This window comes from Rossellomorea sp. FM04394, from assembly GCF_041889765.1.
Lineage (GTDB): Bacteria > Bacillota > Bacilli > Bacillales > Bacillaceae_B > Rossellomorea > Rossellomorea aquimaris_B.
Map to the genome: position 1 here is coordinate 1,748,910 of NZ_CP168654.1, position 17,179 is coordinate 1,766,088.

A 17,179-nucleotide genomic window follows, 5' to 3' on the forward strand; every position below is an offset into this window, starting at 1 on the left:
GTGGATAGGGCAAGGCTATTAGTAAGGAGTGGTGTACACGATGAAGAAAATCATTTTTCTATCCATTGCGTTACTTATTGTATTAAGCGGCTGTAAGGAAAAAATGCCTGAACCAGAAAGCTTTACGTTCACAAAAAAAGTAGAAGCAGCGAACACTGAGCAAAAACCTCTTTCCATCAAACATATGGTACAAGGAAGTCAAGTGTATATTGAATGTATCGTTCCCAATGTAACTTTCACTTCAGAAAAAAGCGGAGCAAAAAAAGGGAAGATTGTCGTTCGTTCAAATACAGGAAATTTGTATAAGGAGTATCATACAGCTGCCTTTGTTGTAAAAGGATTACCAAAAGGTGTACATCTTCTCAACGTGGAAATCGTAGGGACGAATAACAAACCTTTAGGGATGAAAAAGCAGTTTTATGTGACGATTCAATAGTAATTATTTATCATTGACCGCCGTGAAAATTATTTCACGGCGGTTTTGCTGTAGGATAATTTAAAGTAGGCCAGGCATTCCATTAAGTGAGCAAATCTAAAAAATCAATTTGTATATTCGCTTCCTTTCCTAAAACATGTTAAAATGTCGTTACGGAGGTGAGCATTATGCTTGCTACTATAGAAAGAATGGAAATATTGGATTCAGCTGACGAATTATCTCAGTGGATTTTAGAATCTGATGTGGCAGAAAATTATCGTAAGTCTTTATATAAACTTCGCAATCATTCTGAAACTCAGCGAAAAGTACAAACCTTTGCGCGGATGAAGGAAAGTTACGAAGAAGTTCAGCGTTTCGGCCGTTACCACCCTGACTACAAAACCATCATGAAAGAGATCCGTGAAGTGAAAAGAGAAATGGATCTTGATGAAAATGTAGCAGAATTCCGGCGTGCGGAAAACGAATTGCAAGATCTCCTTGACCAAGTGAGCCTGCTAATCGGCCATTCTGTATCAAAAAATGTAAAGGTTCCTTCAGGGAATCCTTTCTTTTCAAGCGGAGGATCCTGCGGAGGAGGCTGCGGTTCTGGCGGAAGCTGCGGCTGTTCAGCGTAAACAAGTGGAAAGAAGAGCGGACAATGTGTCTGCTCTTCTTTTATCTAGAGAAGATCAAAACCTATACCTACTGCCTTAACCTAACACAATCCACGCAGAGGTTCCCGCAGCAAAACATCTTTTCCTGCGGAACATAGAACCGGTGGCGATATACATATATTGATTCATCTTCCCTGAAAAAAATCGTATCTGAGTGCAATCTTTTTCCCCGCATCGCTTTAGCCGACCACTTTTTAATGGAGTATTCAATGTCACTTTTCTCTTTCTTGGATTGTATATAGATAAATGGAATGCCTGCGCTCCATTTCACATGAGCATCCTCAATCCCATCCTCTTGTCGAAGCTGTTCGATAAAAAAGTCCCAAATCACATTTAAGTCCATGGTGGCCCTCCATTCTCTACTTCATTATGTAGTATTCACTGTCAGCTTAATTATTGAATGTTCACACCATTACGTATTGCTTACCCCCACATTATTATGCTAGACTTAAAAAAAAGTGATTCCTAGAGGGGAAACTATATGTTAACAGAGAGACAAGGTTTAGTTGTTTGGTTACATAGTTTGAAACATGCCAAGTCCCTGAGACGATTTGGGAATGTTCACTATGTTTCGAAGAAAATGAAATATGTTGTACTTTATTGTAATCAAGATGAAATCGACTCTGTAATGGAACGAATATCTACCTATTCTTATGTAAAAAAAGTAGATCCTTCATTTAAGCCATTTATTAAGTCTGTTTTTGAAAATTCCCGCCCGGATAAGGCAAAGGAATATGATTACAAAATGGGATTTTAATGTTTGCTGCCAAAGAGTGTTGTTTTGGCAGCTTTTTTCTTAGGGTGTAAAGCCCCCTGTTACAAAAAACTGCATGTTTAATATCCTTTATTGCAAAGGCAGTATATAATGATTTAAGCGCAGTATCGCGATCAGATGTTGATAGTACAATTCTTTTTCTGGATAGAGAGTGGAGGGTTTCACATCCATTTGGATGATGACCTTGTCTAATTCGTTAGCCGTTTCTTCAAAAAGGGAGTAGCGCTGATTCGGTGTGATGTTCGGGTTTGGAATTCCTTCCCTGCACACATAGATTGCTTGGAATTTCCCCTGTTCTGTAGGTTTCATCACAAGAGCCAGGGACGAAACGGCCCGGTTATTAACAATTGTATGAAATGCCATCACATGCTGTAATCGTTCTTTATTAGCTTTTGCAAGCTCCATAAGTTCATAAATATCTGAATATCCTTCTCCTAATTCAATAAAACGTTGAATCATTCATTCAATCTCCTTTTCTTACCGAGTTTATCAATTCCTTATTATTTCAAACATATAGTGATAAGTAAAGATTCAAAATAACTTATAGGGGTGATCGTGATGGTATGGTTATTTCTATTTCTCGTCCTGGGATTATCATGTTTATATGTAATCGGAGGGAGGCAGGAAAGGGGAGACATTGAGATAAAGAATAGTGATTCCTTTATCGTGACAGCAATCCTGTCGACACTGGCGGCTCACGGAATCTTATCCCTCATGGAAGAAAATGAACTGCAAAACTCTTCACTTGAAGATTTACAGGAAACTCTTCTCAGTAATGGTTTGGTCGATGAAATTGAATGGAATCATTTAATGAACGATCATTTAGGCGACTCCCCTTTTCTCACAGACAGTAAAGATCTGGATATTGGATGAATAAAAAATGGTAATCTCCTTAAAATATCCCACCACTCTCTGCCTGAATCTGCTATTCTTTATGTAGCAGACGGAGTTAAGGAGTATGGTATGACACGCGTTCTATTTACATTGGGTCTACTTATGGTTCTGATCAGCTCTGGCATCCTTTTCTTTCAATGGATGGGATTTACGACGGAAAGTGCCGAAGAGTCCGGAGCTGTAAAAGTGAATCAGTCTTATTTCATTATGCATAAGGAAAAAAAATTTCTTGTTACACAAACCATTCAATTTTTATCAACGATTCCCAAACAAATAACAATTGAATGGCCGGATGGTGCAATGGATTTTACATGTGTAAATGATAGAGGGGAAAATTGTTTAACCAAACAAAACGGAGAATTCCTACTAAGCAATCTCCACAATGAGCTTCAGGAAATCACGATTTCCTATTCATTCGAACAGCCACTAGAAACAGAAGTAATGTTAGTAAAAGAGTGGCATCCTACACTTTCTTCAGTTACTACAATAAATACAGATATTCATATAACGGAAAAGAACTTCAGGACTGGAAAATGGATAGCGGGATATAAATATGCCAGCCATAAAAAAATGAATTATATTGATTACTATTTCTTCAGTGGTGGAGGGGAGCCATCCGCTTTATATTGGACAAGAGAAACGATGATGGAAAAAAAGTCATCTACTGTGAGAATGTTGTACGACACGACTGACATTGAAGATATCCCGGAGGCTTCCCTGAGTTCCTTTGAAGGATTTGTGACGGTCATCATCTCGAACAAAATAAAGCCCTATCGATCTCCATATTTGATTGTGAGGAATACAGCTGACGAGGAGCTCCTCAATGAAGTGAAAGGCGGCTTACTTTATCAACAGCATGCATCCGCTGATGAAGAGGTTTGGCTCAAAGAGTTTATCGTTGGCATCAGCTTAAAAAAACAACCGCTCACTCCAAAATCCGCATGGGCTTATAAAGAAATAATGGAAGGACTAACACCCCCCCAATTGGATGAGTTTAAGCGAAGAATTGAGAAGGACGAGACAAAATCCGTCGATGCATTCAAATTAGATATGACAGTAGGAGCGGTTACAGGCTTTGACTCTACATTTTTCACTGAAAATACAAAAAGGAAAAAGAATGTCCCGATGGTTTTTAAAGCCGATCACCCAGTGGTCATCAACAAGAAATCACAGAACCTGTTTTACATTTCTTATAAACAGAAAGAGTACATTCAATTCCCACAAGCCGTGAAGGCTCTTGGACTGAATATCAAAGAGATTCAACCCAACGTATTCTTTACATCAATGAATGGAAATACATTCAGATTTTATGTAAATGAAGATTATTTTATTTACAATGAAGAAAATTACGGCTTATTAACGAAACCTGTCCAATCGATTGGGGGCTACAATTATATGGATGTTCAGTGGTTTGAGAAATTGTTTAAGGTAAAAGTGTTGAAAAAAGAAACCTCAATCGAAATCAAAGAAGAAATGTAAAAAGCCCTGCAGAAATTCTGCAGGGTCCTTCTATATCCATTTCTGGAAAGAAGGCAAAGGGAGAGGAGAAACCGGAGGAAGAACTTATGGGGAATCGTAAGTCTTCTCCGCGGTTGGCAACAACATCAGTTAGGATGCTGTTACTTCCATTATCACCTATCAAAATGATTTTATACATTTTTAGAACAATTTCAGTATGTAGCGATATCTGTCGAGATATGATAGGATAGTGAAGAAAAAATACATATTTGGTGGATGATTATGAGAGTGATATCGGGTACGTTAAAGGGTAGACCGTTGAAAGCTGTTTCTGGCAGTGGGACACGGCCGACTACAGATAAGGTGAAAGAGTCTATATTTAATATGTTAGGCCCCTATTTTGAAGGGGGATCAGGATTGGATTTGTTTGCAGGAAGCGGTGGACTGGGAATAGAAGCCCTGAGTCGCGGGCTTGATTCTGTTATATTCGTAGACCGTGATGCAAAAGCATTTCAAACCATTAAGGCAAACCTCCGGGATTGTGACTTAATGGACCAGAGTGAAGTGTATCGGAATGAAGCAACGAGGGCGTTAAAGGCGATATTAAAAAGAGAGTTAACCTTTGATTATATTTTCCTGGATCCTCCTTATAAACAGCAGAAGCTTCAACAACTCCTTGAGTTCATCGATGAGCACAACCTTTTAAATGAAAGCGGTTACGTCATGTGTGAACATGGCTCGGATATTACCTTGGAAGACAGAGCCGGGAGCTTGAAGAAAGTAAGGGAAGAAACGTATGGAATTATAAGGATTTCCATTTTTTCGAAAGAAACCGATTGAAGGAACAAAAGGCAGGGGGTAACAATATGACGAGCATTGCAGTTTGTCCGGGAAGCTTTGATCCGATTACTTATGGACATTTAGATATTATCACACGAGGTGCGAAAGTTTTCGATCAAATTTATGTGGTGGTCTTAAATAATTCTTCTAAAAAACCACTTTTCTCTGTAGAGGAAAGAATTGAATTGATTCGTGAGGTAACCAGGGACATTCCAAATGTAGTGGTGGATTCTTTTCAAGGACTTCTAGTAGATTACGCAAAAAAAGTAAATGCGAAAGCAATTATTAGAGGGTTGCGTGCGGTATCGGACTTTGAATATGAGATGCAGATCACGTCTATGAACAGGGTTTTAGAAGATGATATTGAGACGTTCTTTATTATGACGAATAATCAATACTCTTTCTTGAGCTCGAGTATTGTAAAAGAAGTGGCTAAGTACGGGGGGAACATATCCGAATTAGTCCCGAAGCGTGTGGAAGAATCGTTAAAGGAAAAATATAGTGAATTAAATAAGCCTGAATAATAAACAGGGTTGATCCCAGAGTCTGGACCTTACCTTTCACATGATGTGGAAGGTAACTGGCATAGGCAAAGGGATCAACCCCATTCTTTATTTATACACTTGTCTTCTTGCATACAGAACGATGTAGAGTATCAAACTGAAAATAGTGACCACTGGACCTGCAGTCTTAAACCAATATAGCATTTCCGTCCAGAATGCATTATTTTTCATGGCGAAAACGGGTATGGCATTTGAGAGCTGCTCATCGGAAAATCTCTCATATATCGGCTTCCAAATAAGAATGGTCGTGACGGACGCCGCTATTCCGTGAACAAAACGGGCATAGAAAAAAGGTTTGAACCGTATATCGGTTTCGGCTAAGATGCTTGCAACTTGTGCTTGGACACTAAATCCACTGAATCCTAATATAAAGCTTGTAATGATGGCTTGTTGAAGGAGAGTGGCTTCATTCACTCCACTTGTCAGCTTTGAACCTAACGTAATTTCAAATAATCCGGATATAAAAGGAATACTTAACTGCTCCGGTAATTGAAGCAGAATAAATAGAGTTGAAAAGCCTTCTGCAAAAAAGGTCGTAATGTGAAGATGGTAAAGCATTTTATTTATGACCGAAAATAAGATAATGAAACCACCGATCATTAGTAAGGTTTGGATAGAAGAGGTGACAGCATCTCCCAAGAGTTTCCCTATAGGGCGCTTATCTTCAAGTCTTGTTCGATGAAGAGCAGAAAAGGCTTCCCGAATGATAAAGCCCTTTTTCCCCGAAGAGGAATTCCTCATTTCTTCCTTTTCTTTTCCACCATAGAACCTCATGACGACACCTACACATATGTTTCCAATATAATGAGCGGCAGCTAAAACGATACCAAGTGTAGCGTTTTGAAAGAACCCGACTGACACAGCTCCGAATATGAATAAAGGATTGGAAGAGTTCGTGAAGGAAACAAGGCGCTCAGCTTCCAATTTGGTGATTTGTTCTTCTTGTCTCAGGCGGGCCGTCAATTTTGCTCCCGATGGAAAACCTGATGCCATTCCCATTGCCCACACAAATCCTCCGACCCCGGGAACCCGGAATAATGGTCTCATCAAGGGCTCAAGCATGACCCCGATAAACCTGACTACCCCAAATCCAATCAACATTTCAGACACGATAAAAAATGGCAGTAAGGAAGGGAAAACGATCTCCCACCACATATCTAATCCACGTATGGACGCCTCAAGAGATTCTCCGGGCATTATGATGAGAGATACCGCAAACACAGTCACGCTTATGGATAAAGCCAAGGTTTTGATTTTCGATTTAAACAACCGGACTTCCCCCTCTTATGAAATAAGTTCCTGCTATATCAATTCCTTGTGAAATGGGAAAAGAATGATAAAATGGGATTAATTCAACTTGTCCTCATATTACTCAATATACTCATACATAATTGAAATAGACCATATGATGAAATGTACCGATAACTCGGGAAAAGGGGGAAGGGCATGGAGAGACCGAAAATTGGATTAGCCCTCGGCTCGGGTGGGGCAAGAGGTTTTGCACATTTAGGTGTGTTAAAGGCATTTGATGATGCAAAGATTCCGATTGATATGATAGCAGGGAGCAGTATGGGCGCTTTGGTCGGCTGCTTTTATGGGGTAGGGCATAAGATGGAAGACCTTTACAAACTTTCTACCACTTTCAGAAGAAAATATTATTTAGATTTTACAGTTCCGAAGATGGGATTTATTTCGGGTAAAAGGATAAAAGAATTCATTCAGCTTTTCACACATAATAAAAATATTGAAGATTTAAACATCCCAGTAAGTGTAGTCGCCACAGACATTACAAATGGGGAAAAAGTAGTATTTACGACTGGACCTATTTCAAGTGCGGTCAGGGCAAGTATCGCGATTCCCGGTATATTTGTACCTGAAAGAATAAACGGCCGTTTACTCGTGGACGGAGGAGTCATTGACCGGGTACCAGTTTCCGTTGTAAAAGAGATGGGTGCTGATATCGTCATAGGAGTCGATGTATCTCATGTGAAACGTAATGCAGAAATCACAACGATTTATGATGTGATTATGCAAAGCATCGATATCCTTCAACTAGAAATCGTCGCACACAGGGAATTTGCTTCTGACTTTATGATAAGACCACATGTAGAAATGTATAGTACCAGAGCGTTCAAAAATATTGAAGAAATTATAGATATGGGAGAGGAAGAGGCGAAGAAGGTTATTCCTTCTATTCAGAAGGCTTTAGATAATTGGAAGGAGTAAGAACATGAAAACGAAAACATTAATCAGGACCCTAGTCATCATGACCATTATTATGGTTGCTACATCCTTTTATTATCTTCCATTCTATGTAACGAAGCCGGGAGGTGCACATGAACTGGATCCGATCGTTGATGTGAAGGATGGATATGAGGACGAAGGTGAATTAATGCTTACAACCGTCAGGATGGGAAGAGCAAATATCTATGCCTATCTTATAGCAAGCTTAAGAAAATACGAATACATCTTTCCGGTTGAGGAAATCAGAAGTCCTCATGAAAGTGACGAGGAGTATAATCTTCGTCAACTTCACCTTATGGCCGACTCTCAAAACCATGCCATTGAAGTGGCCTTCAAAAAAGCAGGTAAACCCTATAAATACACATATAAAGGAATATATGTGTTAAATATTTATCCTTCAATGCCAGCAGAAGAAGTCTTGAAGCCTGGTGATCGAATTACTGCTGTTGATGACAATGCATTTCAATCCTCAGAGGAATTTATCGAATATGTCAGTAAGAAAAAAAGTGGGGATAGCGTGAAGATTACTTTCGTTCGGGATAAGGAGGAGATGGTTGAAACGATCTCCCTTCAATCTTTTCCAGATATGCCGGATAAAATTGGTCTTGGAATTACCCTCAGTGATGATAAAGAAATCAAAACCAACCCGACGGTGAAACTGGATACTGAAGAAATAGGTGGCCCTTCCGCAGGATTGATGTTTAGCTTAGAGATTTATAATCAATTAACGAAGGATGACCTCACGAAAGGGTATTCCATTGCGGGAACCGGTACGATTTCCGAAAATGGGGAAGTTGGGCGCATTGGCGGTATTGAACAAAAGATCATTGCTGCTGACAAGGCGGGTGCAGAGTATTTTCTTGCTCCACATGAAACAGTTACAAAGGAAATGAAAGAAAAATATCCAAATCTTGAATCAAACTATATTGCTGCCAAAAGAACGGCTGAAGACATTGATACGGACATGAAAGTAATACCCGTGAAAACATTTGATGAAGCATTAGCATTTTTACAAACATTAGAATAAACAAAGAGGCTGCCTTCTGTCAGCCTCTTTTCTATTTATATAATAATTGGCGGTTGAGACCATTCTTGATGAAGTAATTTTTTTCGGGCTGCCGTATTTTCTAAACCTAATGAATAAATTTCAGCCGCTCTGACATCTAAGGTTATATCACATTGATTTGCACTGGAAAGCTTGCTGATTAAAGGCAAAGGCATTTCTTTTTTCTTAGAATGGATAAATTCCCTCCCTGTCTTATTCATTCCAAGCAGGCGAATATAGCGTGGAGAGTTGTGTCTGCTTCGCATCTCTTCCTTTTTTGTACTGGTTAAAACATGAAGGAGCATTCGTTGAAGCCGCGTCCAAGTATATCGTTTTGTTTTAAGCTTCATCATGAATTCTTCAAAGGAAGTCGAGCTTTTAACTAACTCTATCATCCGATTCTCTATACCTTCTTCTATTTCATATATCTCCTTCAGCTCCTCTTTGGACGACGAAAGAAGCTTATACTGCAAAAATGTCCAGTAATTTTCCCAGCGATGGAATTCCCCGTACTCGAGTCGGTACTGAGATAATTGATCAACAGATGTAGAGGGAAGATAAGAGTCAATCTTGCTATCACCCTCACTGCTGAAAATATTTTTCCTGATGCTTGTAGCGCTCGCAATCGAAGGAGAAGAAAAGTGCTCGTCATGGTATCCGGCAGATTCTCTTGTGATGGTGTAAGCTTTTAATGACGTGTGAAGCTGATTTCTAGCTTCCATATAGTGAAATCCCAGTATATTATTCGGCTTACTTAAATCGATGACCGAATCCCCGCTCCCTAACCTTTGGAAGGCTTTGGCCAGAGCAGAAGGGTAGCTCGTGCCTTCCTGGATAAACTCACTTATATATGTATTGTATTTCTCCTTATTCGCTTGGATGAATTGGACCGTTTTCTCGAAAGTATCGATATCTCCATCTTCACTGCCGAAACAAAAGCTTTCACAGCCGATGGCCTCAAGGAGAGAAATGGCTCCCCGTGAAAAAAATTCGGCATGCTGTGTTGCAAAGCAATAAGGAAGCTCAATGACAACGTCAACCCCTGCTTCCAATGCCATTTTGGTGCGGGACCATTTTGAGACCAGTGCTGGCTCTCCACGTTGAAGGAAATGCCCACTCATAACCGCAACCACCACATCCGCCCCAGTGGTTCTTCTCGTTTCCCTTAAATGATGTAAATGACCATTGTGAAAGGGATTATACTCTACTACTACTCCTGTTGCTTTCATGAATTTCTCCACATCCTTTCTAAGTCGGAACTATCTGTTATTTAGTTCATTATATAAGGAAATGATATAGATTCTCTCCTTTTATAACATAATCATAACTAATATTATAAAATATTTGAAAATCCTTATATTTAAACGTTATAATTACAACACTATGGTTGTAAAGAGTGTAAAGAAAAAATATTGACAAACGGTATTATGAAAGCTATAATTACCTTTGTTGCCTTGAGGTGATTACATTGAAATGGTCAATAATACAATTACAAAAATTTAGAGACAAGGGACTTTCCATTGACGAAACAATTAATTTGGATGAATTGAAAGAAATCGATCCCCAAATTATAGAAGTCTCACCTATTCGAGTGTCTGGAAAGGCAGATATCGGATCAAACCGGGTCACCTTCCATCTTCATATAGAAGGAAAGTTAGTATTACCTTGCTCAAGAACCCTTGTGGATGTTGATTTACCAGTTGACATTAAAACGATCGAAACCTATCTTCTAAATGAAAGTGATTATGATCAGTACGAGGAAGAGGAAGTACATCGAATTCAAGGTGATGTTATTGATTTAAAACCTGCTATAAGAGAATTGCTGTTACTTGAGATTCCGATGCAAGTAATCAGTGATGAAGCGAGAGAACAAGATGAGATGCCTTCTGGTAAGAACTGGGAAGTTCTGACGGAAGAACAAGCTTATCAAGTCGAGCAAGAGGAAGAGAAAAAGGTTGATCCTCGTCTCGCTGACTTAGCAAAACTTCTTGATCAAAACAAGAAATCTTAAAAGCGAAGTACCAGTTCGACTGGCTTCATAATGAGTATGAATCTCTTTTAAGGAGGTGGGAAGAATGGCAGTACCTTTTAGAAGAACATCTAAAACAGCAAAAAGACAACGTCGTACACACTTCAAACTACGTGTACCTGGTATGGTAGCATGCCCAAACTGTGGTGAAATGAAACTAGCACACCGTGTTTGTAAAGAGTGCGGAACGTATAAAGGAAAAGAAGTTGTAAACAAATAATTGTTTATAACAAAAAAAGCGTGAAAGAGGCCATGGCTCTTCACGCTTTTTTTATTGTCATTTTAAAGAAATCTCTGTTCAACCCATTTATAAAACCATACACTATAAGTATGGAAGGAGAGGTCTGATTTGGGAGAATATATGATACATATGAATGAAGATGGGATCCTGCAGTTTATCATCAATCGTCCGGAAAAGCGAAATGCAGTGAGTTATGAAATTATGGAAGGACTCGAAAAAGCGTTAAATGAGTGTATTCTTAATGATCATGTGAAAGCGCTGCTTATTACTGGTAGTGGTGATCAGGCTTTTTGCTCAGGAGGGGATTTATCTCAATTTCATAACCTGAAAACTGAAAGTGAAAGTTATGGAATGCTCAGTAAAATGGGCAGCCTCATTATGAAACTAGCCTTTCTACCAAAACCTACAATCGCCTTTATTAACGGAACGGCGATTGGCGGAGGGTGTGAGATTGCCACAGCTTGTGATTTTAGGATTGCCAAAAGGACCTCTAAAATGGGTTTCGTTCAAGGGAATCTGGCCATCACCACAGGCTGGGGAGGGGGGACCTTACTTTTTGAAAGGCTTTCAGCGTCTAAAGCACTCTCGTTACTGATGACAGCGAGGGTGGAAGAAGCAGAAGTCCTTCATGATATAGGGTTTATAGATGAATTAGTTGATGCAAATGTCCCAATCCATGAAATTCCCCTTATTAAGATGATCTCACTGAAATCAGAGGGAGTCTTGAAGGCATATAAGCTGCAACTCCTGAGGAAATGGGATAAAAAAAGAGTAGAAGAGAATATAATGAAGGAAATCAGCCAGTGTGCAAAGCTTTGGGCGAGTGATGAGCATCACGAGGCAGTGGAGAGATTCTTTAATAAATAAACCATGCCAAAAGGAGCGGGTTCAGAAAACCTGTTCCTTTTTGTATGGATAAAAAATAGTGATGCAGATTCTATCTTCTCTAGTAAGCGCATATGTATGGATAAACTGGATCTTACAGGGGGGATGGAAATGTCTTCAAATAGACAGGATGCATGGAGTCAAGATGAAGATGTGTTGTTAGCGGAAGTGGTATTACGCCATATACGAGAAGGCGGTACCCAGCTTCAAGCATTTGAAGAGGTAGGAAGGAAACTATCAAGAACATCAGCGGCCTGCGGCTTTCGTTGGAACTCATTTGTTCGTAAACAATATAAATCCGGAATTGAACTTGCTAAAAAGCAGAGAAAGCAATCTAAGAAGGATTCTCCAATAGGTAAGGTAAATGAAGATAAACAAGAATTGCCGAAGCAGGTAGAGAGTTCTCCAGAGCATGAAGCCCCTGAAGTGTTTTCAATGGGCAGTATGATAAATTATCTTCAAAAAGCTGAAGAAGCCGTTCGAAACGGTGAAAAAGTAAGGAATGAAAATACACAGCTTCATGGACAAATCTCTTTTTTGAAAGAAAAGCTTCAAGAGGTTGAAGGGGAGTTGAAAGAGTATGAAGCGAAATATAATCTTCTTGAAGAAGATCATAAGTCATTATTAGCTATTTTTGAAAAAGCAAGGAAAATGGCTCTTTTGCAAGGGAATGAAGATAAAGTGAAGTTTCAGATGGATAAAAACGGGAACCTTCAGCGGTTGAATAAATGAAGACAAAGATAGGCTGGCTAAATGAATTCATTTAGCCAGCCTATCTTAGTTCATTGTGATAATGGTTATCGTATGCTTGTCGCCTCTGGTCGAGCCGCCTCCGCTTTAGTTATCATCCAGCTACGGCGCCTAGAGGCTCGAGGTCATAAGTCAAACCAGCCAAAAAGGCAAAGAGCGCCTTTCCGGCTGGTTCGTCTTATGCTTGTCGCCTCTGTTCGAGCCGTCTCCGCTTTAGTTATCATCCAGCTCCGGCGGCTAGAGGCTCGAGGTCATAAGTCAAACCCACCAAAAAGGCAAAGGACGCCTTTCCGGTGGGTCTGCCTTATGCTTGTCGCCTCTGGTCGAGCCGCCTCCGCTTTAGTAGTTAACTGATTTTCTGTTCTTTAACCCCTTCTGGGAACCATACGTATGGATTTTCACCTAAATCTCTTTCCACTTCGTACGTAACGGCTTCGAAGCCCATTTTCTCCCAGAATCCCTGGGATTTAATACGGGAATTTGTCTTAATGGGTAAACCAAAGCTTTTCGCAAATTCTACAAGCATTTTTCCGTAACTTTTGTTCTGATATTTTGGTAATACCTCAAGTTTCCATAGTTCCAAGTAATTTTGGGGAGGATCGAAGTACTGATCAAAACGGGCATTGCGCTGATACAAGCTCATTCTGGCAACCAAGGTATCTCCAAAGTAAATTCCATAAAAAGGTGACTCGCTATCGTTTTCAATAATGTTTGCTTGTAAGTCTTCCAGCATGGATAATTCCTGTACACCATATTCTTTAAATTTCTTAAACTCTTCAAGAGTTTTATAGTTTACTTTTAATTTTTCCACTTTCACAGCCATCGTATTACCTCCTAGAATGCTAAAAAATATGTTTGAGAAAACATGGTGAATCATGAATCCGTTTGCAACGGATCTAATGATCATGCAAGTATTTACTATTATTATATAACAAATAAACAAAAAATTCTGCACTTAATTAAGAAAACGTTTACAATAAAGAAGAAGGATTTCGACGATTTTTGTAGAATTCGTAATATGAACAGAGGTGTTCTATGAAGAAAGGGGAGAGATTGTGCGAAAAATTCTAATTGCAAATAGGGGAGAAATTGCTTCAAGAATCATTAAAACCTGTAAACAATTAAACATTCAAACAGTCGCGGTTTATTCCGATGCAGATCAGGATATGCCCTTCGTTAAAGAAGCGGATATTGCACACCGCATAGGTGAATCACAAGTGAATCGCTCATACTTGGTAGTGGACAATATACTCGACGTAGCGAAAAAGGAAAAGGTGGATGGAATTCATCCCGGGTATGGTCTGCTATCAGAAAATGCAGACTTCGCCAGAAGAGTTGAAGAAGAAGGTTTCACCTTCATTGGTCCTACTCATGACATTATCGAAAAGATGGGCGACAAGGTAGAGGCTAGAAGGGTGATGCAAGAAGCGTCTGTACCGGTCGTACCTGGAAGTGATGGAGGTGTCGAAACCCTTGATGCTGCCAAGCGTGTAGCAATTGATATTGGCTACCCCGTTATGTTGAAGGCCAGTGGTGGAGGCGGGGGAATCGGTATGATCCGCTGTGAAAATGAGCAAGCGCTCGTTCAAAGCTTCGACTCTACTAAAAATAGGGCAAAAGCCTATTTCGGGAAAGAGGAAGTCTTTCTTGAAAAATGTATAGAGAATGCGAGACATATTGAAGTTCAGATCTTTGGGGATCATCATGGGAATTTGGTGCATCTTTTTGAGCGGAATTGTTCTGTACAAAGAAGAAATCAAAAAGTGATAGAAGAATCACCTTCTCCCGGGCTTTCTCAAGAAACGAAGGAGAAGATGTTTGCCTCTGCTGTACAGGCAGGGAAGGCAGTCAACTATACGAATGCCGGAACAGTTGAGTTCATTGTTGATGAAGATGAAAATTTTTATTTTCTGGAAATGAATACCCGACTACAAGTAGAACATCCGGTCACTGAAACCATCACGGGATTAGATTTAGTGAAGTGGCAGCTTTTAGTAGCTTCAGGAAACCCTCTCCCTCTATGCAAACAGGAGGAAATCCCTGTGAACGGTCATGCAATTGAGTTTAGAGTATACGCCGAGGATCCGAAGACGTTTTACCCGTCTCCAGGTCAATTAACGACCTTGCAATGGGGAGAAGGAGAAGGTGTTCGAATTGATAGCGGATACGCAGAAGGAAACAAGGTTACTCCATTCTATGATCCGATGATTTCTAAATGCATCATCGAAGGAAAAGATCGTCAAGATGCATTACATAAAGCCAAGGTCTTCTTTGAAGGGGTAACCATTGAAGGAGTAAAGACGAATGTCACTCTATTCAAGAATATCATTGAAGATAAAGGCTTTATCGAAGGATCTTACACCACGAAATGGCTTCAGGACTTCTTGACAGCCAACCGCACGTAAGAAGAATGGGCATTGGGCATTATGTTAGACACTGATAAGAATTCAACTAAAAGAGAACAAACTGGAGGAATCGATCATGAAGGAAATTACATCAACAATGGCAGGAACGGTTTTAAATGTACTTGTAGAACAAGGCGGAGTAGTGTCTGGTGGGGATACTGTATTAATGCTTGAATCAATGAAAATGGAAATTCCTGTGGAAGCTGAAGCGGGTGGGAAAGTTTCGGAAATTAAGGTGAGTGTAGGGGATTTTGTCAATGAAGGGGATGTATTACTCGTTATTGAAGGTTAAATCGAGTATGCAAACATTAAGTCAGAGATGATTTGAACATCTCTGACTTGTTTACGCATTTACATAAAACGACGGAGGGGATAGTATGTCGACATCTAAAACGATCATCAATACTCTCGAACAAACGAGAGAAAGGATTACTTCGGGTGGTCAGCCGAAATATCACGAGAAATTGAAAGAACAGAAAAAGATGTTTGTTCGTGATCGGCTTCAACAGTTATTTGATAATGGGGATTATCAAGAAGATGGTATGTTTGCAAACAATAAGGCAGAAGATCTGCCGGCGGATGGAGTCGTAACGGCAATTGGAAAGGTTGGAGGCCAGACTGTTTGTGTGATGGCCAATGATTCTACAGTTAAAGCAGGATCATGGGGAGCAAGAACCGTTGAGAAAATCATCCGGATTCAAGAAACCGCGCTGAATTTAAAAGTGCCTATCTTTTATTTAGTAGATTCAGCCGGAGCTCGCATTACCGATCAGTTAGATATGTTCCCTAATCGACGCGGTGCCGGTAAAATCTTTCATAATCAAGTGAAAATGTCAGGGATGGTTCCACAAATTTGTGTACTTTTTGGACCGTCGGCAGCTGGTGGCGCGTATATCCCTGCTTTTTGTGACATAGTGATTATGGTTGATGGAAATGCATCTATGTATCTCGGTTCTCCTCGTATGGCTGAGAAAGTAATCGGCGAAAAAGTGACACTCGAAGAGATGGGTGGTGCAAGAATGCATTGTACTGTCAGTGGATGCGGAGACCTTCTTGCAGCATCTGAAGAGGAAGCGATTGAAGAAGCGAAGAGATATTTAAGTTATTTCCCGGCGAATTATAAACACAAGCCTGCCGTCAAGGATGGTCTCGCTCCTAAGCATGAGAAGCTGTTAGAAGACATTATCCCGGAACATCAAAATGCACCTTTTAATATGTACGATTGCATCGATACATTGATTGATGAAGGCAGCTTCTTTGAAATGAAAAAACTCTTTGCACCTGAATTAATAACGGGTTTCGGGCGAATGGATGGAAAAGTGGTCGGGATCATTGCCAATCAGCCAAAGGTAAAGGGAGGAGTACTTTTCCACGATTCTGCAGACAAAGGGGCAAAATTCATCCAGTTATGTGATGCATTCCATATTCCCTTATTATTCCTTGCAGATGTCCCTGGTTTCATGATAGGGACGAAAGTGGAGAGAGCAGGTATTATTCGCCATGGAGCTAAGTTGATCGCTGCCATGAGCTCTGCAACGGTTACGAAGATTTCTGTCATCGTAAGAAAGGCATACGGCGCCGGTCTATATGCAATGGCAGGTCCAGCTTTTGATCCTGATGTTTGTATTGCCCTCCCTACAGCTCAAATTGCCGTAATGGGGCCTGAGGCAGCGGTAAATGCCGTTTATTCAAATAAGATACAAGCTATCGAAGACCCCAAGGAGAGAATTCAATATGTTCAAGAAAAGCAAAAAGAATATAAAGAACACATTGATATCTATAAACTGGCTTCGGAATTAATAGTCGATGAAATTACAGCTCCTAATGAGTTACGTTCTGTTTTAATTCAACGTTATAAGCTCTATGAAACCAAAGAAGTTCAATTTAGTGAGAGAAAACATCCCGTATATCCTGTTTAATGATAGTTAGAAAGGGCTCGCTCCTTAGGGACGGGCCCTTTC

Annotated in this window: 21 protein-coding genes; 16 read left to right on the forward strand and 5 right to left on the reverse strand. The window is 40.0% G+C overall.

Going from position 1 to position 17,179, the window contains the following annotated elements:
* Positions 1 to 40 precede the first annotated feature (40 nt).
* On the forward strand, positions 41 to 436 hold the full coding sequence (locus ACCB35_RS08780; protein ID WP_052504421.1) for a hypothetical protein: 396 nt from the start codon (positions 41 to 43) through the stop codon (positions 434 to 436).
* A gap of 167 nt (positions 437 to 603) precedes the next feature.
* Positions 604 to 1,050: a YlbF family regulator gene (locus ACCB35_RS08785; protein ID WP_044337506.1), complete on the forward strand. Its 447-nt coding sequence runs from the start codon at positions 604 to 606 to the stop codon at positions 1,048 to 1,050.
* Positions 1,051 to 1,117: 67 nt separating this feature from the next.
* Here ACCB35_RS08785 and ACCB35_RS08790 read toward each other — a convergent pair whose 3' ends face one another.
* Positions 1,118 to 1,432, reverse strand: a complete 315-nt coding sequence (locus ACCB35_RS08790) for a hypothetical protein (protein WP_374056574.1) — start codon at positions 1,430 to 1,432, stop codon at positions 1,118 to 1,120.
* A 138-nt stretch (positions 1,433 to 1,570) separates the two neighbouring features.
* Here ACCB35_RS08790 and ACCB35_RS08795 point away from each other — a divergent pair, with 138 nt between their 5' ends.
* A complete protein-coding gene (locus ACCB35_RS08795; RefSeq protein WP_044337505.1) occupies positions 1,571 to 1,846 on the forward strand; it encodes a YlbG family protein in 276 nt (91 codons plus the stop codon).
* An 87-nt stretch (positions 1,847 to 1,933) separates the two neighbouring features.
* Here the strand turns inward: ACCB35_RS08795 and ACCB35_RS08800 are convergent, their stop codons facing one another.
* Entirely contained in the window at positions 1,934 to 2,323 is a 390-nt protein-coding gene (locus ACCB35_RS08800) for a methylthioribose kinase (RefSeq protein ID WP_374056575.1), read from the reverse strand.
* 99 nt (positions 2,324 to 2,422) lie between these two features.
* Between ACCB35_RS08800 and ACCB35_RS08805 the strand changes: the two genes are divergently transcribed.
* The 4 genes from ACCB35_RS08805 (at position 2,423) to coaD (ending at position 5,580) form a co-directional block, all read left to right on the forward strand.
* Complete coding sequence (locus ACCB35_RS08805) at positions 2,423 to 2,737, forward strand: hypothetical protein (protein WP_374056576.1); 315 nt, start codon at positions 2,423 to 2,425, stop codon at positions 2,735 to 2,737.
* A gap of 90 nt (positions 2,738 to 2,827) precedes the next feature.
* Complete coding sequence (locus ACCB35_RS08810) at positions 2,828 to 4,237, forward strand: hypothetical protein (RefSeq protein ID WP_374056577.1); 1,410 nt, start codon at positions 2,828 to 2,830, stop codon at positions 4,235 to 4,237.
* Positions 4,238 to 4,498: 261 nt separating this feature from the next.
* Complete coding sequence (gene rsmD / locus ACCB35_RS08815; RefSeq protein ID WP_374056578.1) at positions 4,499 to 5,056, forward strand: 16S rRNA (guanine(966)-N(2))-methyltransferase RsmD; 558 nt, start codon at positions 4,499 to 4,501, stop codon at positions 5,054 to 5,056.
* Between the two features lie 26 nt (positions 5,057 to 5,082).
* On the forward strand, positions 5,083 to 5,580 hold the full coding sequence (gene coaD / locus ACCB35_RS08820; protein ID WP_374056579.1) for a pantetheine-phosphate adenylyltransferase: 498 nt from the start codon (positions 5,083 to 5,085) through the stop codon (positions 5,578 to 5,580).
* Positions 5,581 to 5,667: 87 nt separating this feature from the next.
* Here the strand turns inward: coaD and ylbJ are convergent, their stop codons facing one another.
* On the reverse strand, positions 5,668 to 6,888 hold the full coding sequence (ylbJ, locus tag ACCB35_RS08825) for a sporulation integral membrane protein YlbJ (protein ID WP_044337499.1): 1,221 nt from the start codon (positions 6,886 to 6,888) through the stop codon (positions 5,668 to 5,670).
* Positions 6,889 to 7,065: 177 nt separating this feature from the next.
* Here ylbJ and ACCB35_RS08830 point away from each other — a divergent pair, with 177 nt between their 5' ends.
* Together ACCB35_RS08830 and ACCB35_RS08835 are read left to right on the forward strand one after the other, a co-directional pair.
* Positions 7,066 to 7,845 carry a patatin-like phospholipase family protein gene (locus ACCB35_RS08830; protein WP_374056580.1) on the forward strand — a complete coding sequence of 260 codons (780 nt, stop codon included), beginning with the start codon at positions 7,066 to 7,068 and terminating at the stop codon, positions 7,843 to 7,845.
* 4 nt (positions 7,846 to 7,849) lie between these two features.
* On the forward strand, positions 7,850 to 8,890 hold the full coding sequence (locus ACCB35_RS08835; RefSeq protein WP_374056581.1) for a SepM family pheromone-processing serine protease: 1,041 nt from the start codon (positions 7,850 to 7,852) through the stop codon (positions 8,888 to 8,890).
* Between the two features lie 35 nt (positions 8,891 to 8,925).
* Here ACCB35_RS08835 and ACCB35_RS08840 read toward each other — a convergent pair whose 3' ends face one another.
* Positions 8,926 to 10,137, reverse strand: a complete 1,212-nt coding sequence (locus ACCB35_RS08840; RefSeq protein ID WP_374056582.1) for a nucleotidyltransferase — start codon at positions 10,135 to 10,137, stop codon at positions 8,926 to 8,928.
* 239 nt (positions 10,138 to 10,376) lie between these two features.
* Between ACCB35_RS08840 and ACCB35_RS08845 the strand changes: the two genes are divergently transcribed.
* The 4 genes from ACCB35_RS08845 to ACCB35_RS08860 all read left to right on the forward strand — a co-directional run bounded on the left by ACCB35_RS08845 (position 10,377) and on the right by ACCB35_RS08860 (position 12,795).
* Positions 10,377 to 10,919 (forward strand): DUF177 domain-containing protein, encoded by a 543-nt coding sequence (locus tag ACCB35_RS08845; protein ID WP_044337495.1) that lies wholly within the window; start codon positions 10,377 to 10,379, stop codon positions 10,917 to 10,919.
* 64 nt (positions 10,920 to 10,983) lie between these two features.
* Positions 10,984 to 11,157 carry a 50S ribosomal protein L32 gene (rpmF, locus tag ACCB35_RS08850; protein ID WP_044337494.1) on the forward strand — a complete coding sequence of 58 codons (174 nt, stop codon included), beginning with the start codon at positions 10,984 to 10,986 and terminating at the stop codon, positions 11,155 to 11,157.
* Positions 11,158 to 11,286: 129 nt separating this feature from the next.
* Positions 11,287 to 12,045 carry an enoyl-CoA hydratase/isomerase family protein gene (locus tag ACCB35_RS08855; RefSeq protein WP_374056583.1) on the forward strand — a complete coding sequence of 253 codons (759 nt, stop codon included), beginning with the start codon at positions 11,287 to 11,289 and terminating at the stop codon, positions 12,043 to 12,045.
* A 129-nt stretch (positions 12,046 to 12,174) separates the two neighbouring features.
* Entirely contained in the window at positions 12,175 to 12,795 is a 621-nt protein-coding gene (locus ACCB35_RS08860; protein ID WP_044337493.1) for an RsfA family transcriptional regulator, read from the forward strand.
* A gap of 364 nt (positions 12,796 to 13,159) precedes the next feature.
* Here ACCB35_RS08860 and ACCB35_RS08865 read toward each other — a convergent pair whose 3' ends face one another.
* Complete coding sequence (locus tag ACCB35_RS08865; RefSeq protein ID WP_044337491.1) at positions 13,160 to 13,636, reverse strand: N-acetyltransferase; 477 nt, start codon at positions 13,634 to 13,636, stop codon at positions 13,160 to 13,162.
* Positions 13,637 to 13,868: 232 nt separating this feature from the next.
* Here ACCB35_RS08865 and ACCB35_RS08870 point away from each other — a divergent pair, with 232 nt between their 5' ends.
* The 3 genes from ACCB35_RS08870 to ACCB35_RS08880 all read left to right on the forward strand — a co-directional run bounded on the left by ACCB35_RS08870 (position 13,869) and on the right by ACCB35_RS08880 (position 17,137).
* The gene (locus tag ACCB35_RS08870; RefSeq protein ID WP_374056584.1) at positions 13,869 to 15,218 is read left to right on the forward strand and encodes an acetyl/propionyl/methylcrotonyl-CoA carboxylase subunit alpha; all 1,350 of its coding nucleotides are present in this window, start codon (positions 13,869 to 13,871) and stop codon (positions 15,216 to 15,218) included.
* 76 nt (positions 15,219 to 15,294) lie between these two features.
* Complete coding sequence (locus ACCB35_RS08875) at positions 15,295 to 15,510, forward strand: biotin/lipoyl-binding carrier protein (protein WP_044337489.1); 216 nt, start codon at positions 15,295 to 15,297, stop codon at positions 15,508 to 15,510.
* Between the two features lie 85 nt (positions 15,511 to 15,595).
* On the forward strand, positions 15,596 to 17,137 hold the full coding sequence (locus tag ACCB35_RS08880) for an acyl-CoA carboxylase subunit beta (RefSeq protein WP_044337488.1): 1,542 nt from the start codon (positions 15,596 to 15,598) through the stop codon (positions 17,135 to 17,137).
* The last annotated feature ends 42 nt before the right edge of the window (positions 17,138 to 17,179 follow it).

Bases quoted from the DNA above. Each gene is read 5' to 3' on its own strand.
- ACCB35_RS08780 (WP_052504421.1), top strand. From the start codon at position 41: ATGAAGAAAATCATTTTTCTATCCATTGCGTTACTTATTGTATTAAGC.
- ACCB35_RS08785 (WP_044337506.1), top strand. From the start codon at position 604: ATGCTTGCTACTATAGAAAGAATGGAAATATTGGATTCAGCTGACGAA.
- ACCB35_RS08790 (WP_374056574.1), bottom strand. From the start codon at position 1,432: ATGGACTTAAATGTGATTTGGGACTTTTTTATCGAACAGCTTCGACAA.
- ACCB35_RS08795 (WP_044337505.1), top strand. From the start codon at position 1,571: ATGTTAACAGAGAGACAAGGTTTAGTTGTTTGGTTACATAGTTTGAAA.
- ACCB35_RS08800 (WP_374056575.1), bottom strand. From the start codon at position 2,323: ATGATTCAACGTTTTATTGAATTAGGAGAAGGATATTCAGATATTTAT.
- ACCB35_RS08805 (WP_374056576.1), top strand. From the start codon at position 2,423: ATGGTATGGTTATTTCTATTTCTCGTCCTGGGATTATCATGTTTATAT.
- ACCB35_RS08810 (WP_374056577.1), top strand. From the start codon at position 2,828: ATGACACGCGTTCTATTTACATTGGGTCTACTTATGGTTCTGATCAGC.
- rsmD (WP_374056578.1), top strand. From the start codon at position 4,499: ATGAGAGTGATATCGGGTACGTTAAAGGGTAGACCGTTGAAAGCTGTT.
- coaD (WP_374056579.1), top strand. From the start codon at position 5,083: ATGACGAGCATTGCAGTTTGTCCGGGAAGCTTTGATCCGATTACTTAT.
- ACCB35_RS08830 (WP_374056580.1), top strand. From the start codon at position 7,066: ATGGAGAGACCGAAAATTGGATTAGCCCTCGGCTCGGGTGGGGCAAGA.
- ACCB35_RS08835 (WP_374056581.1), top strand. From the start codon at position 7,850: ATGAAAACGAAAACATTAATCAGGACCCTAGTCATCATGACCATTATT.
- ACCB35_RS08840 (WP_374056582.1), bottom strand. From the start codon at position 10,137: ATGAAAGCAACAGGAGTAGTAGTAGAGTATAATCCCTTTCACAATGGT.
- rpmF (WP_044337494.1), top strand. From the start codon at position 10,984: ATGGCAGTACCTTTTAGAAGAACATCTAAAACAGCAAAAAGACAACGT.
- ACCB35_RS08860 (WP_044337493.1), top strand. From the start codon at position 12,175: ATGTCTTCAAATAGACAGGATGCATGGAGTCAAGATGAAGATGTGTTG.
- ACCB35_RS08865 (WP_044337491.1), bottom strand. From the start codon at position 13,636: ATGGCTGTGAAAGTGGAAAAATTAAAAGTAAACTATAAAACTCTTGAA.
- ACCB35_RS08875 (WP_044337489.1), top strand. From the start codon at position 15,295: ATGAAGGAAATTACATCAACAATGGCAGGAACGGTTTTAAATGTACTT.
- ACCB35_RS08880 (WP_044337488.1), top strand. From the start codon at position 15,596: ATGTCGACATCTAAAACGATCATCAATACTCTCGAACAAACGAGAGAA.